Source organism: Vulgatibacter sp. (assembly GCF_041687135.1).
Classification (GTDB): Bacteria; Myxococcota; Myxococcia; order Myxococcales; family Vulgatibacteraceae; genus JAWLCN01.
This window is the reverse complement of sequence record NZ_JAWLCN010000013.1, coordinates 111,529-125,162: the sequence shown is the minus strand read 5'-3', so window position 1 is coordinate 125,162 and position 13,634 is coordinate 111,529. Positions and strand designations below refer to the sequence as shown.

General features: G+C 71.7%; 11 protein-coding genes. 6 read left to right on the top strand and 5 right to left on the bottom strand.

From position 1 onward, the window contains the following. Positions 1–41: 41 nt before the first annotated feature. The 4 genes from ACESMR_RS21740 to ACESMR_RS21725 all read right to left on the bottom strand — a co-directional run bounded on the left by ACESMR_RS21740 (position 42) and on the right by ACESMR_RS21725 (position 6,019). A complete protein-coding gene (locus ACESMR_RS21740) occupies positions 42–2,711 on the bottom strand; it encodes a penicillin acylase family protein (RefSeq protein WP_373049230.1) in 2,670 nt (889 codons plus the stop codon). Then, entirely contained in the window at positions 2,708–4,171 is a 1,464-nt protein-coding gene (cysS, locus tag ACESMR_RS21735; RefSeq protein WP_373049229.1) for a cysteine--tRNA ligase, read from the bottom strand. The genes ACESMR_RS21740 and cysS overlap by 4 nt, the downstream gene beginning before the upstream one ends. Positions 4,172–4,284: 113 nt before the next feature. Further along, positions 4,285–5,442 (bottom strand): 2-C-methyl-D-erythritol 4-phosphate cytidylyltransferase, encoded by a 1,158-nt coding sequence (gene ispD / locus ACESMR_RS21730; RefSeq protein ID WP_373049228.1) that lies wholly within the window; start codon positions 5,440–5,442, stop codon positions 4,285–4,287. 85 nt (positions 5,443–5,527) lie between these two features. Next, positions 5,528–6,019 carry a CarD family transcriptional regulator gene (locus ACESMR_RS21725; protein ID WP_373049227.1) on the bottom strand — a complete coding sequence of 164 codons (492 nt, stop codon included), beginning with the start codon at positions 6,017–6,019 and terminating at the stop codon, positions 5,528–5,530. 248 nt (positions 6,020–6,267) lie between these two features. Here ACESMR_RS21725 and ACESMR_RS21720 point away from each other — a divergent pair, with 248 nt between their 5' ends. Together ACESMR_RS21720 and ACESMR_RS21715 are read left to right on the top strand one after the other, a co-directional pair. Beyond that, positions 6,268–8,613, top strand: coding sequence for a DNA internalization-related competence protein ComEC/Rec2 (locus ACESMR_RS21720; RefSeq protein WP_373049226.1), 2,346 nt, complete (start codon positions 6,268–6,270; stop codon positions 8,611–8,613). A gap of 41 nt (positions 8,614–8,654) precedes the next feature. After that, positions 8,655–8,915 (top strand): hypothetical protein, encoded by a 261-nt coding sequence (locus ACESMR_RS21715; RefSeq protein ID WP_373049225.1) that lies wholly within the window; start codon positions 8,655–8,657, stop codon positions 8,913–8,915. A 3-nt stretch (positions 8,916–8,918) separates the two neighbouring features. Here the strand turns inward: ACESMR_RS21715 and ACESMR_RS21710 are convergent, their stop codons facing one another. After that, complete coding sequence (locus tag ACESMR_RS21710) at positions 8,919–9,329, bottom strand: hypothetical protein (RefSeq protein ID WP_373049224.1); 411 nt, start codon at positions 9,327–9,329, stop codon at positions 8,919–8,921. A 139-nt stretch (positions 9,330–9,468) separates the two neighbouring features. Here ACESMR_RS21710 and ACESMR_RS21705 point away from each other — a divergent pair, with 139 nt between their 5' ends. From ACESMR_RS21705 to tgt, 4 genes are all read left to right on the top strand, one after another. Beyond that, positions 9,469–10,062: a hypothetical protein gene (locus ACESMR_RS21705; protein WP_373049223.1), complete on the top strand. Its 594-nt coding sequence runs from the start codon at positions 9,469–9,471 to the stop codon at positions 10,060–10,062. A 132-nt stretch (positions 10,063–10,194) separates the two neighbouring features. Beyond that, complete coding sequence (locus ACESMR_RS21700) at positions 10,195–11,292, top strand: SpoIID/LytB domain-containing protein (protein ID WP_373049222.1); 1,098 nt, start codon at positions 10,195–10,197, stop codon at positions 11,290–11,292. Between the two features lie 95 nt (positions 11,293–11,387). Further along, positions 11,388–12,440: a tRNA preQ1(34) S-adenosylmethionine ribosyltransferase-isomerase QueA gene (queA, locus tag ACESMR_RS21695; RefSeq protein WP_373049221.1), complete on the top strand. Its 1,053-nt coding sequence runs from the start codon at positions 11,388–11,390 to the stop codon at positions 12,438–12,440. A 24-nt stretch (positions 12,441–12,464) separates the two neighbouring features. After that, positions 12,465–13,607, top strand: a complete 1,143-nt coding sequence (gene tgt / locus ACESMR_RS21690) for a tRNA guanosine(34) transglycosylase Tgt (RefSeq protein ID WP_373049242.1) — start codon at positions 12,465–12,467, stop codon at positions 13,605–13,607. Positions 13,608–13,634: the final 27 nt, after the last annotated feature.

The following is a 13,634-nucleotide window of genomic DNA, read 5'->3' as shown; positions in this document are numbered from 1 at the left end:
CGGGGTGGGAGCGGGCCGTGGGGCCGCAGCGCGAAGGCGCTTCAGGGCCCGACCCGGAGCGTGGTCACCGCCGCAGCGTCGACCTCTTCCCTGGTGAAGGGGAAGACGAAGGACTCGTTGGCCAGCCAGCCGTCCACGAGGTCGCCGTAGTGCTCGCCGTCCCGGTGGAGGTCCTGGCCGCCGGGGACCTGGAGCCAGGTCTTGATCCCGTCGGCGGTGGCCTCGTTGACGATGCGGAGCGAGGCGCCGGAGCCGTGGGCGAAGCCGCTCCCCCTGGCGAGGGAGGGCGGGTTGGCCACGTCGACGGTGAAGAGGCCGCCGTCGTTGGCGTAGGGGCCGTTGTTGATCCCCGTCACGCTCTCCGCTGCGGCGAGGTCACCGACCAGGCTCTCGAAGGTGATCGTGTGCACCCGGCCCCACCGCCACTCGTTCGGATCGGTGCCGAAGGCGCGGGCCAGCTGCGCGGCTGCGTCCTCGAAGGAGGCGGTGAGGATGGTGGCTGCATCCTCGGTCACCTCGGTGGTCTCGAGATCGTCCCAGAGGACGGCGGGATCGACCTGCACGTCCCGCGCGGGCCCGAGGGCCAGGGTGAGGGGGCGGATGAGCAGGTTCGAATCGGCAGGTGCGCCGGAGGCCCGCAGCTCGTCCCCGTAGGCGTTCGCGAAGACCCGGCTGAGCAGGTAGTGGAAGGCCGAGCAGCCGATCGACTCCTTCGCCTCGGTGGGATCGGTGGAGACCGGGCCGTCGGGATCGCTAGAGGCGAGGCCCGTCGGGCAGCCGTACTCCCAATCCTCCAGCGCCGCGGCCACCGCCTGCGCGTCTTCCGAGAGCGCGCCGGGGTCCACGGCAGCGAGCATCGCCGGCACCAGGTACGCGCCAGGCAGCGAGTGCACGTCGGCCTGGATCGCGATCATCGTCTCCGGCGTGTGCTGGTCGCCGATCTCCTCGAGCAGCTCCACCACCCGCGTCTCCCGGAAGCCCGCGGCGGTGATCGCCTGCAGGTAGGGCGACTCGTTGGTGGGATCGCCGTCGGCGGTGGCGCCGGTCATGTCCTGGTTCGCGGTGGCGATGAAGCCCTCCGGCGGGTCGAACATCTGCGGGAGCTCGTCCGCGGGCAGGAAGCCTTCCCACTCGGCGCTGCCGTCGCCGGGGAGCGGCAGCCACGGCGGCAGCGTGCCCGAAGGATCGGTCTGCGAGTACGAGGCCCAGGAGCGCACCGGCACCCTGGCGTGGGGGTACCAGCCGATGCTCCCGTTGGTGTCGACGAGCACGAAGTTCTGGGCTCCGACCTCGAACTGCTGCAGCGCCGCCTTCGCCTCCGCCACCGTCGAGGCGCGGGCCACGTCGAGGAAGGCCTTGAGCTCGTTGGTCGCCTCGTGGCCGGTCCAGCGGGCGCTGATCGCCACGCGGTTGGCGAGGTCCTCGGAGAGGATCGGCCCGTGGTGCGGCACCCACTTCAGCGTCACCGTCTTGCGGTTGTTCGCGGGGCCGAACTGCACGTCCTTCGAAACGATCTCCACCTCTTCCGGCGTGCCGTCGCCGTCCGTATCGAAGAGCACCGCGCTGCCGTCCTCGGTCAGCGTCTCCACGTAGAGATCGGTGTCGTCGTAGTAGGCGACGGTGGCGCCCCAGGCCACGTTCTCGTTGCGGCCGATGGGCACACCCGGGATGCCGGGGAAGGAGCCGCCCGCCACGTGGATCGAGCCGGTGCCCTCGCTCTTCGCGTCCATGTCGACGAAATACCAGACGCCCGGGTTGCTCAAGGGGAGGTGGGGATCGTTGGCGAGGAGCGCGTTGCCGTTGGCGGTGCGCTGCGGCGCCACCACCCAGTTGTTGGAGCCCTTGGGATCGTCGACGCCGCCGAGGAGCGGCAGCTCGCTCGCCGCCGTCTTCGCCCGGGCCTCCTCCAGCGCGCGCGAGGCGATGCCGAGGCGCGCCTGCACCGCTGCCACCGACTCCAGCGAGAAGGGCGCGCGCATCGCGCGCACGCCGGCGGTCTCCTGGAAATAGGAGACGCCGGAGGCAGGCATGGTGAAGGTGGTGGTCGCCTGCGCCGGGGTGAAGAGCGCCACCGCGCGCTCCACCGGGAGCCGCGGGAAGGCGGCGCCGAGGCTCGACTCGGTGACGCTGTCGTCGGAGAGCTGCCAGGTGAGGAGGCGCGCAATGGCGATGGTGTCGAGGGGATCCCAGTCGGGGATCTCGTCGGCCTTCACGTCGATCGCGCCGAGCCTGTACTCCTCCGTGAGCGTGGCGTCGTTCCGGCCTGCCCGCGCGTCGGCGAGCCAGCTGTTCACGCCGGCGGTGTAGGCCTCGACGATTGCCTTCGTCCCCTCGTCGGTGATCGCCCAGATCGCCTCCTCGATCGGCTCGCCGGTCGAGGTGGAGAGGTAGTGGCGGAGAAACTCGTCTTTGCCGGTTCCCGCAGCGGGGATCAGCTCCGCCAGCGTGCCCCGCGAGACGCGCCGCTGGGTGTCCATCTGCCAGAAGCGATTCTTCGCGTGGTAGTAGCCGAGGACCGCGGCGCAATCCTCGTCGGTCTGGCAGGTGGCGTGGAGCACGCCCTGCCCGTCGAAGGAGACCGTCGCGGGCGCCGACATGCCGGTGATCTGGAGATCGACCGGCGCCCCGCCGCCACCGGGTTCGTTGTCGTCGCCGCACCCGACCGCCGCGGCAAGAAGTACTGCGGAGATTCCGATCAGCTTCTTTTTCACGCCACGATCCTCCACGTCGTTCCACCCGGCGAATCCATGATCTCGACGCCGCTCTTCGCGAGCTCGTCCCGGATCGCATCCGCCGCGGCGAAGTCCTTCGCCTTCCGAGCCTCGGCCCTGGCGGTGATCCGCCCCTCGACCCAGGCCGGCTCGATCCCCTTCTGCGCAGCCATCCGCTCCCGGTGCCGCGCGAGCCACACCTTCGGCTCCTGCTGCCACACGCCGAGGACGCCGCCGATCCGGTTCACGGTCTCCCGCATCCGCTTCAGCGTCCGCGCCACCATCTGCTTGTCCTTCGTGGGCGGCCGGTCCACGAACTCGTTCATCAGCGAGAAGGTCTCGCTCACCGCCCCCAGCGCGGCGGCGGCGTTGAAGTCGTCCTCCATCGCCTCGGCGAAGCGCGGCCAGAGGCCGTCGACCACCTCGGGCACCTGCACCGGCCCGTTGCTCGAGATGTCCGCGTTGCGGGCGAGCCGCTCGTCCACCTTCGCCAGCGTCTCGTAGACGTAGGCGACCCGCGACTGCGCCGCGTCGATCGCCTCCACCGAGAAGTCGATGGGCGAGCGGTAGTGGGTGCCGAGCAGGAAGTAGCGCAGCGCCTCGCCGTCGTAGCGGTCGAGCATGTCGCGGATGGTGGTGAAGTTGCCGACGCTCTTCGCCATCTTCTCCGCGTTGATCGTCACGAAGCCGTTGTGCAGCCAGTAGTTGGAGAGGTTGAGGCCGCTGTCCGCCTCGCTCTGGGCGATCTCGTTCTCGTGGTGCGGGAAGACGAGATCCTTGCCGCCGCCGTGAATGTCGAAGCTCGAGCCCAGGTATTTCGCGCTCATCGCGGAGCACTCGATGTGCCAGCCCGGACGGCCCTTGCCCCACGGCGAATCCCACGCGGGCTCGCCGGGCTTGGCCCCCTTCCACAGCGCGAAGTCGAGGGGATCACGCTTGCGCTCCCCCACCTCGACCCTGGCGCCGGAGAGCAGGTCATCCAGGTTGCGCTTGGAGAGCTTGCCGTAGGCCTTGAAGGCCTTCACCGCGAAGTAGACGTCGCCGTCCGCCGGGTAGGCGAAGCCCTTCTCCACCAGCCGCTCGATCAGCGCGATGATCTCCGGCATGTGCTCGGTGACCTTCGGCTCCACGTCAGCGGGCAGCACGTTGAGCGCGCGCATGTCCGTCTGGAACTCGGCGATGTAGCGCTCCGAGATCTCCTGCGGCGGCACGCCCATCTCGTTGGCGCGCTTGATGATCTTGTCGTCCACGTCGGTGTAGTTGCGGACGACGGTGAGCTCGTAGCCGCTCTCCCGCAGCCAGCGCGCGATCGTGTCGAAGGAGCTGTAGCAGCGGGCGTGGCCCACGTGGCTCATGTCGTAGACGGTCGGGCCGCACACGTACATGCCGAGCTTCTTGTCCTCGCGGGGAACGAGCTCTTCCTTCTGGTTCGTGAGCGTATTGAAGACGCGCTGCGCCATGATCGTAGACTCCTCGGAAGCGGTTGACTCTACCATCGACCGCCCGAATGGGTTCACCTGGTGTCGAGGGGCTGCGGCCCCGCCGTGGGGCCGCGGTAGCAGAGAAGGCCCGCTCAACATCGAGCGAGGAGAACCACCGCCTGCGCGGCGAGGCCCTCCTTGCGCCCGACGAAGCCGAGGCCCTCGGTGGTGGTCGCCTTCACGTTGACGCGGGCAGCCGGCACGCCGAGGAGCTCGGCGATGCGGACGCGCATCTCGTCCCGGCGCGGCCCGATCTTCGGGCGGGCGGCGGCGATGGTGAGGTCGACGTTGAGCACGGCGAAGCCGGCCGCCGCCGCCCGGCGCACCACCTCCTCCAGCAGCCTGCCGGAGTCGGCGCCGCGGAAGCGGTCGTCGGTGTCGGGGAAATGCAGTCCGATGTCGCCGAGGCCGGCGCCGCCGAGGATCGCGTCCATGATCGCGTGGAGCGCCGCGTCCGCGTCGGAGTGGCCGAGTAGCCCCACCTCGCCCGGAAACTCGATCCCCCCGAGGATGCAGCGCCGCCCCTCTTCGTAGGCGTGCACGTCGAGGCCAAAGCCCACCGCAGCGGGGAGCTCCACCCTTGCCCGGGCCCTGGCCAGATCGTCGGCGTCGGTCACCTTGAAATTCTCCTTCTCCCCGGGCACCAGCTCCACCCTCCCGCCGGAGGCCTCCACCAGCGAGGCCTCGTCGGTGAACGACGACGCGCCATTGCCCGCCCGCTCGTAGCCGGCGCGGAGCACGGGGATGCGGAAGGCCTGCGGCGTCTGCGCCAGCCAGAGGGTGCGGCGGTCGAGGGTGCCCGCCACTGCGGTCCCCTCCGCCTTCTTCACCGTATCGGTGCAGGGAATCGCCGCCAGCGCCGCCCCGTGCGTACGGGCTGCCTCGAGCACCCGGGTGAAGAGCGCAGGCGACGCGAAGGGGCGGGCCGCGTCGTGCACCGCCACCAGCTCCACACCGGCGGGGGCTGCAGCGAGGGCGTTGCGCACGGAATCGGCGCGCTCCGCACCGCCAGCCACGACCGCGTGGAGCTTCGCCCCGGCGCCGTGGGCCTCGAGGAGCGCCCGCACCTTCTCCTCGTCGCCTGCAGGGCAGGCGACGACGATCGCCGCCACTTCCTGGCAGGCGGCGGCGGCCCGGGCCGCACGGGCCATGACGGGCACGCCGCCCAATTCGAGATATTGCTTCGCCTGCCCGAGCCTCGTGCCCTTCCCGGCTGCAGGCAGGATCACCACTGCGTCGGCGTGTGCCACCGAGCCCCCTCGGTATCCGACGGCTTAAATGCGAAGGCCCCTCGCGCTTTTGCGGGGGGCATCGCACAACCGGCCGGTGTTGCTGCTAGCGGTTGAAGATGGTCCGCAGATCGCTCTCGATCGTCTCCTCGTCACAATTCTTGGCGAGGGAGAGCTCCTTGATCAGGAGCGAGCGAGCCGTGTCGAGCATCTTCCGCTCGCCGAAGGAGAGATCCTTGTCGGTCTTGAGCAGGTAGAGGTCGCGGAGCACTTCGGCGATTTCGAAGACCGAGCCGGTCTTGATCTTCTCCATGTACTCGCGGTAGCGCCGGTTCCAGGTGGTGGCGTCGACCGAGACATCCTTCTCGTTGAGGATGGTGTACACGCGCTTCACCGCGGCGTCGTCGATGATCTCGCGCAGCCCGACCGATCCGACCTTGTTGATCGGGATCATGATCTTCATCCCGTTCTCGAGGATGCGCAGCACGTAGAACGACTGGCGCTGGCCGGCGACCTCTTTGTGCTCGATTCCGAGCACTTCGCCGACGCCCTGGCCCGGGTAGACCGCCTTGTCTCCGACCTTGAAGGTCGTCTGCATCAAGCAAGCCCTCCGATGGTACCGTCCGACCCGCAGGCCGTGAGTAGAGCCGACGCACGGTAGCATGGTGCGTCAAAAACCACAAATGACAGGGGGATTTGCCCGCTGGCATGCGCCGCGCACCCGCGGTGAGCATGGGCACACGCGCGGGGCCGGGCCCCCTGGTCCTGCTGGCGGGGAGCTACGCCGCAGGGATCTGGATCGACACGCATTCTCCCGTCCTAGCTGGAACCGCCGCGGCGGCCGGCTTGTTCCCGCTCGCCCTCCTGGCGTTCGCCGCGTCGCGCCGGGGCTGGCGCCTGCCGGCCCTCGCCCTGCTCGCGCTGGCCTTCCTCCTCGCCGGGATGGTGCGGTGGGGCCTGCACGATAGGCCGGGGCCCGCTGCCGGGCCCTGTGCCGCGGCACTCGGGGCGGCGGGCCTTCCTCCCCCCGACGATCGGGGCCCGTCGCATCTGCGGATCGAGGGTCGGGTCGTCGGGCCGCCGCGCTTCGGCCCCAGGGGCGGGATCGCCACGGTGGCGGTCGATCGGGCAGGCCCGCCGCGCCAGCGCCCCGACGCCCCGCTCGCCACGCCTACCGAAGTCGAAAGGCTGCAGGTGCAGCTCTTCCTCCCGGCGGGCCTGCGCCCGTTCGCCGGCGATCGCCTCCTCGCCGAGGTGCTCCTCGACGACGCGCCCCTCGATGGCCCCGGCAGGCGGGAGGCCCTCGCCCGATCCGGCATCGCCTGCACCGGCAGGATCCACGAGGAGCGAGCTGCCGTGCTCGAGGCGGCCGGGAGCTGGCGTGCAGCGGTGGAGAAGCAGCGCCGGCTCCTGCGCGCGTCGATGGTGGCGCGGATGGAGCCGGGGCCTGCCGCCGCCCTGGTCACCGCCCTCGCCCTCGGCGACCGCGAGGCGATCGAGCCGGCGCAGGCGGAGCGCTTCGCCGACAGCGGCCTCGCCCACCTGCTCTCGGTCTCGGGGCTCCACCTCGGCCTCACCGTGCTCGGCCTCTACCGGCTCCTCGCCTTCGCCCTCGGTCGCACGCCCCTCGCTGCCCGACTCGATCCCACCCGCGTAGCCGCGGCGATCGCCCTGCCGCTGGCGCCTGCCTACGCGCTCCTCACCGGCGCCTCGACACCCGTGCTCCGCGCCGCCATCGCCGCGGGGCTCTACCTCGTCGCCACCCTGGTCGGCCGCGCGCCGGACGGATGGAGCGCCCTCGCCCTGGCGCTCCTCGCCCTCCTCGCCGTCGAGCCCGCTGCGCTCTTCGAGGCCTCGCTCCAGCTCTCCTTCGCAGCGTGCTGGGGCCTCATCGCGCTTGCCGGCCCGCTCCGCAGCGCGCTGCCCATCGCCGCCCCGCCGATCGACGCGCCCCGCTGGCGCCGGGTCCTCGAGTGGCTCCTCGCCGCAACGGTCACCACCGCAGCAGCCACCCTCGCCACCCTGCCCTTCACCGCCCTCCACTTCGAGCGCTTCAGCCTCGCGAGCCTCCCCGCCAACGTGGTGGCGGTGCCGGTGGGGCTCTTCGCCACCGCGGTCTGCGCCGTCGCCACCGCCTGCGGCCTCGTCCACGAGCGGCTGCTCGATCTCCCCCTCGCGCTGGCGCTGCCGGCCACGGCGCTGCTCGATCGGATCGCCGCCTTCTTCGCCACGCTGCCCGGCGCGCGGATCCCGCTGCCCCTCGCCGATCCCCGCCTGCCCCTCTGCCTCGCTGCGCTCCCCCTCGCCATCTGGCTCGGCGCCCGCTTCCGCCGCACCGGTGCGCTGCTCTTCCTCGCTGCCATCGCCGGAACGATCGCGCTCCTCCTCCCGCCTGCGCCGGACGGCAGGCTCCACGTCGAATTCCTCCCGGTGGGACAGGGCGACTGCACCCTGCTCCGCCTCCCGGACGGCAGCGCCGTTCTGATCGACGCTGGCGGCGACGTGCGCGGCGAGCGGGACGTCGGTGCCACCCGCGTGCTGCCGCAGCTCCTCCGGCGCGGCGTGCGCCGCCTCGAAGCGGTGGCGGTGAGCCACCTCCACCCCGATCACGTCGGCGGGATCCCCGCCGTGCTCCGCGCCCTCGAGGTGGGCGAGGTCTGGACCACGGGGCGGCCGCTCGAAGGACCGTGGGGATCACAGCTCGCAGCGGCGATGGAGCGCGAGGGCGTGCCCCGGCGGATCCTCGGCCTCGGCGATCGCCTCGAGCGCGCCGGCGTGCGGATCGAGGTCCTGGGGCCTCCCGACATCGACGGCAGCCGCGACGATCCGGCCCTCGGCGACAACGACGCCTCCCTCGTCCTGCGGGTGGTCCACGGCGAGGTGGCGATCCTGCTCCCCGGCGACGTGGAGGAGATCGGCGAGTGGGCGCTGCTCGACTCCGGTGCGCCCCTCGAAGCGCGGCTGCTCAAGGCCCCGCACCACGGCAGCAAGACCTCCTCGACGCCCGCCTTCCTCGACGCCGTGCGCCCCTCGCACGTCGTCTTCTGCGTGGGCCACCGCAACACCTTCGGCTTTCCCCACGACGAGGTGGCGGCGCGCTACCGGGCGCGCGGCTGCTCGCTCCACCGCACCGACCAGGGGCCCGTCCACTTCGTTAGCGACGGGAAGGGGCTTGCGCTCGTGCCCCGGTAGACGGCTTGTCCGACGCCGGGGCGCGCCCCATCGTGGAAGGCATGGATCCCGAAAGCATCGATCTCGCGGCGCTGGCGGAGGAGCTGCGCCGCTACTTCTACGAGGACCCGCCGGTGGGCTACCTGCGGGGCAGGACGGCGTTCCGCGACGCGATCGTGGACCGGCTCGGCTGCTCGTCGGTGGAAGCGGAGCAGCTGGTCGAGACGCTGGAGCTCCGCGGCTTCATCCGATTCGACGGCGACACCAGCAGGCGCGCGGAGGCGGACGCCGCCTGGATGATCGACAGCACGCGCCCCGAGTAGCGGTCAGGCGAGCTGCGCCCGCTCCCGCAGGATGGCGAGGAGCTCGCCGTGGTTGCGCCAGAGCGAGGTGAAGACGAGGGGGCCGCGGTTGGTGGCGATGAGGAAGATGGTGAGCCCCGGGAAGAAGGGGCGGGCCTCGACCCGCTGCACGGCCTTCCAGTTGCAGCGCAGGCGGCGGAAGAGCGTGCGGCCGGAGAGCCCTTCCCGGTCGATCCGGATCACCGCCGCCTGCTGGCCGGCGAGGAGGAGGCCGAAGAGCCCCGCCATCGCCAGCGCGGAGAAATAGGTGCCCGCGGTGATGCCGGGCACGGTGAAGAGCATCGCGAAGATGCCGAGCCAGGCCACGAGGCCGAAGAGGGAGGCGCCGCGGAGGAGCCAACCAGGGCGAGCGACGAGCTGGGAGATCCGGTCCATCTCCACAAACGTGGACACGGGAAGCGGGCAGGCCCAGCCCTGCTTCGACCGCCGGCCCGGCGCGGGAGTTCCGCGCCGCCCCCGAACGTGGGCAGGCTCGCCGACCGTCCCTAAATCATTGGGGAGAGGTGTACCGACCATGGGATCGAGACGGCACACGCACAACAAGGACTACTTCAACATGCGGGGGAGCACGCCCGGCCCCGCGGGGACGCTCGAGCAGGCGAAGAGCACCTTCACCAGGGAGAAGGCGGTGCTCCGCAGGGACGAGGAGCATCTGCTCCCTGGCGAGAAGCCGCTCTCCGGCAAGCGCAGCGCGCGGCCGCCGGCGAAGTCGGCGCGCCACTCGGTGCTCGACGATCTGCCCAAGCCGGTGGGCGCCGCCGGCGTCTCCAGCAGGGCGAAGGCGATCCCCACCGAGACGGAAGCCGAGGCGCCGGCGGAGCGCTTCGAAGCGCGCGCCGAAGCGGAAGAGGAATGGGCGTACGAGGAGGACGGCCACGGCGGCTACGTCCCCAGCGAGTTCCGCATCGGCGCCGGCGGCGAGGAGGAGATCGGCGCCCCGCGGGAGGAGGCGCTGCTCGAGGAGCTGCCGCCGATGGCGCGCAGGCTCTTCCGCACCTTTCCGCTCGCGTTCCGCGTGGTGGGTGAGGCGGCCCGCGCCATCGATCGGCCGGTGCGCAGCGCGCTCGACAGGCTGCAGCGCCTCGGCGACGCAGCCCGCAACCAGTAGCTCGCGAACGCAGAGCCGAGGCAGCGCACCACGTCGTCCGCTTGCCCCGCCGATGCGGGGCGGGCGGGCGATGGAGCCGTCCACAGGCGACGTTCTGGATCGGCGTGCCACCCCGTGCCAGCGTGGCGCGGGATGGCACGCCGCTTCGCTTCACTCCTCCTCGCCCTCGCCCTGCTGCTCGCCGCCGGCCCCGCCGCCGCGGAGACGATGATCCGGATCGCGGTGGTGGAGGGCGCATCCTCCCTCATCGTGCGGGCGCCGGGCCTGCGCATGCGCGCCCTCACCGACGACGGCTTCTACGAACCGGTCCCCGGCGACGCCGTGCGCCTCGAGCGGCGCGGCGGCGGCGTCGCGCTGGGCGGCGCCGCACCGGTGGACGCGGTGAAGCTCCGGGCGGACGGTCCGATCACCGTGGGCGAGAAGACCGTCCGCGGCGCCGTCGAGGTGGTGGCGGACGAGGGCGGGCTCCTCGCGGTGAACGAGCTGCCGATGGAGAGCTACCTCGCCGCGGTGCTGGGCAGCGAGATGCCGCCCTCCTTCGAGCCCGAGGCCCTCAAGGCCCAGGCGGTGGCGGCGCGCACCTACGCCATCGGCAAGAAGATCGCGGCGGAGGGAGCGGCCTACCACCTCGGCTCCACCGTGCTCGCCCAGGTCTACGGCGGCGTGCACCGCGAGGATCCGCGGACCAAGGCTGCGGTCGCCGCCACCGAGGGCGAGGTCCTCGTCTTCGATCACATGCCGATCGAGGCCTATTTCTTCTCCTCCTGCGGCGGCCGCACCGAGGGCGGCGCCGAGGCGCTGGGCAGGCCGCTGCCCTACCTCACCGTCCACGCCTGCCCCGAGCGCGCCGACACGCCGGGGGCGCGCTGGAGCCTCACCCTCTCCGCCACCGACCTGGGCAGGCGGCTCGGCCTGGGGCCGGTCCTCGACCTCTCGGTCGAGACCCGGACCGCGAGCGATCGGGCCCGCACGGTGGAGGTCCGCACCGCCAAGGGGCGCAGGCGCTTCACAGCGGTGCAGCTGCGCCAGCGGATCGGCTACGGCGCCCTGAAGAGCCTCGCCTTCGAGGTGGACGAGCGCGGCGGGCGCTTCCACTTCCACGGCAGGGGGGCCGGGCATGCAGCGGGCCTCTGCCAGTGGGGGGCGCAGGCCGCAGCGCAGGATGGCAGCGCCTACCGCGAGATCCTCGGGCGCTACTACCCGGGCGTCGAGATCCGGCGGATGTACTGACGGCCGAAGTGCCAGCGCGGAAGAGGTCCCCGCTCCGCAGCCGTTCCGTTTAGACTGCGCGGCCCCCGACGCCCCGGGCTGCGAGACGGCTTGTGATGAAGACCTCCGACTTCGATTTCCAGCTGCCCGACGAATTGATCGCCCAGAGCCCGCTCGAAGCGCGCGACGCCTCGCGCCTGCTCGTGCTCCCCCGTGCAGGCGGCGCCCCCTCGCACCGCGCCTTCCGCGATCTGCCCGATCTCCTCCTCCCCGGCGATCTGCTCGTGCTCAACGACGCCCGGGTGATCCCCGCCCGCCTCCGCGGCGCCAAGGTCGAGTCCGGCGGCAGGGTCGAGCTCCTCCTCTGTGATCCGCTCGGGCCGGTGGGCGACCGCGCCGCATGGCGCTGCATGGGTGGATCGTCCAAGCCGCTGCGCCCGGGCAAATTCCTCCGCTTCACCGACGGGGCCGGCGCCCTCGACGCGGAGATCCTCGCGGTGCACGAGGGCGGCTTCGTCGACGTCGCCTTCGCCGCGGATCCCGACGCCTTCCTCGACAGGCTCGAGGGGCTCGGCGAGCTGCCGCTGCCTCCCTACCTGGGCAGGCCGCCGGAGGAGGCGGATCGCGAGCGCTACCAGACCATCTACGCGCGGGAGCGCGGCGCGGTGGCGGCGCCCACGGCGGGCCTCCACTTCACCGAGGCGATCTTCGCGCGCCTCGTCGCCCGGGGGATCGAGCGGGCCACCGTCACCCTCCACGTCGGCCCCGGCACCTTCCTGCCGGTGCGGGCGGACGACGTCTCCGAGCACCGGATGCACGCGGAGCGCTACCAGGTCCCGGACGCCACCGCCGCTGCGATCGCCCGCACCAGGGAGCGGGGCGGCAGGGTGATCGCGGTGGGGACCACCGCCCTGCGCACGCTGGAGAGCGCAGCGGACGGCAGGGGCGGCGTGCGCGCAGGCCCCGGCGTCTCCGAGCTCTTCGTCACCCCCGGCTACGACTTCCGCGTGGTCGACGGCCTCGTCACCAACTTCCACCTCCCCCGCTCGACGCTGGTGATGCTGGTCGCCGCCCTCGCCGGCCACCAGCGCCTCCTGGCCGCCTACGAAGAGGCGGTGCGCGAGCGGTACCGCTTCTACTCCTACGGCGACGCGATGCTCGTGGCCTGAAAGGCCCCGCCCGCGTCCCACGAGATCCCCGTGGCACTCCAGTTCGACCTGCTCGCGAAAGACCCCGACTCCGCCGCCCGCCGCGGCAGGCTCACCCTGCCCCATGGCGTGGTGGAGACGCCGATCTTCATGCCCGTGGGCACCGCAGCCAGCGTCAAGGCGATCGCCCCCGACGACCTCGACCGCATCGGCGCCCAGATCATCCTCGGCAACACCTACCACCTCTTCCTCCGCCCCGGTCACGAGCTGGTGCAGCGCCACGGCGGCCTCCACGGCTTCATGTCCTGGGACAAGCCGATCCTCACCGACTCCGGCGGCTTCCAGGTCTACTCGCTCGCCGAGGCCCGCAAGATCAGCGAGGAGGGCGTGGTCTTCCGCTCGCACATCGACGGCAGCAAGCGGATGCTCAGCCCCGAGGTCTCGATCGCGGTGCAGGAGGCGCTGGGCGCCGACGTGATCATGGCCTTCGACGAGTGCCCGCCTGCAGGCAGCGAGCGGCGTTACTTCGAGCAGTCGCTGGCGCGCACCACCCGCTGGGCGAAGCGCTGCAAGGAGGCCTGGCATCCGGAGGGCAATTCGAGCCTCTTCGGCATCGTCCAGGGCGGGCTCCACGAGGATCTGCGCAAGGCCCACGCCGAGGAGATCTGCGCCCTCGATCTGCCGGGCTACGCGCTCGGCGGCTATAGCGTCGGCGAGGCGATCCCGGCGATGTACGCCAGCGTCTCGACGTCTGCGCCGCTGCTGCCTGCGGAGAAGCCCCGCTACCTGATGGGCGTGGGCACGCCGGAGGACCTCGTCACCTGCGTGGGCCTCGGCATCGACATGTTCGACTGCGTGCTCCCCACCCGCACCGCACGCAACGCCCGGCTCTATACGAGCGAGGGGATCGTCAACATCAAGAACGCCCGCTACGCCGACGACGCGGGACCGCTCGATCCGAAGTGCCGCTGCTACACCTGCACCCACTTCTCGCGGGCCTACCTGCGGCACCTCTACAACGCGGGGGAGCTGCTGGCCTACCGGCTCAACACGCTCCACAACCTCACCTACTTCGTCGACCTGATGGCCGAGGTCCGCAAGGCGATCGAGGAGGGGCGCTACGCCGCGTGGTCGAAGGCGTGGCTCGAGGAGCGGGCGCTCCGGATCCGCGAGAACAAGGCGGGCTGATCGGCCGGCCTGCCCGCTGCCGGGCAG

Coding starts and splice junctions, on each gene's coding strand:
- ACESMR_RS21700 (WP_373049222.1), top strand. CDS start 10,195: ATGGCACGCCGCTTCGCTTCACTCCTCCTCGCCCTCGCCCTGCTGCTC.
- ACESMR_RS21725 (WP_373049227.1), bottom strand. CDS start 6,019: ATGCAGACGACCTTCAAGGTCGGAGACAAGGCGGTCTACCCGGGCCAG.
- ACESMR_RS21710 (WP_373049224.1), bottom strand. CDS start 9,329: ATGGACCGGATCTCCCAGCTCGTCGCTCGCCCTGGTTGGCTCCTCCGC.
- ACESMR_RS21705 (WP_373049223.1), top strand. CDS start 9,469: ATGGGATCGAGACGGCACACGCACAACAAGGACTACTTCAACATGCGG.
- queA (WP_373049221.1), top strand. CDS start 11,388: ATGAAGACCTCCGACTTCGATTTCCAGCTGCCCGACGAATTGATCGCC.
- ACESMR_RS21715 (WP_373049225.1), top strand. CDS start 8,655: ATGGATCCCGAAAGCATCGATCTCGCGGCGCTGGCGGAGGAGCTGCGC.
- cysS (WP_373049229.1), bottom strand. CDS start 4,171: ATGGCGCAGCGCGTCTTCAATACGCTCACGAACCAGAAGGAAGAGCTC.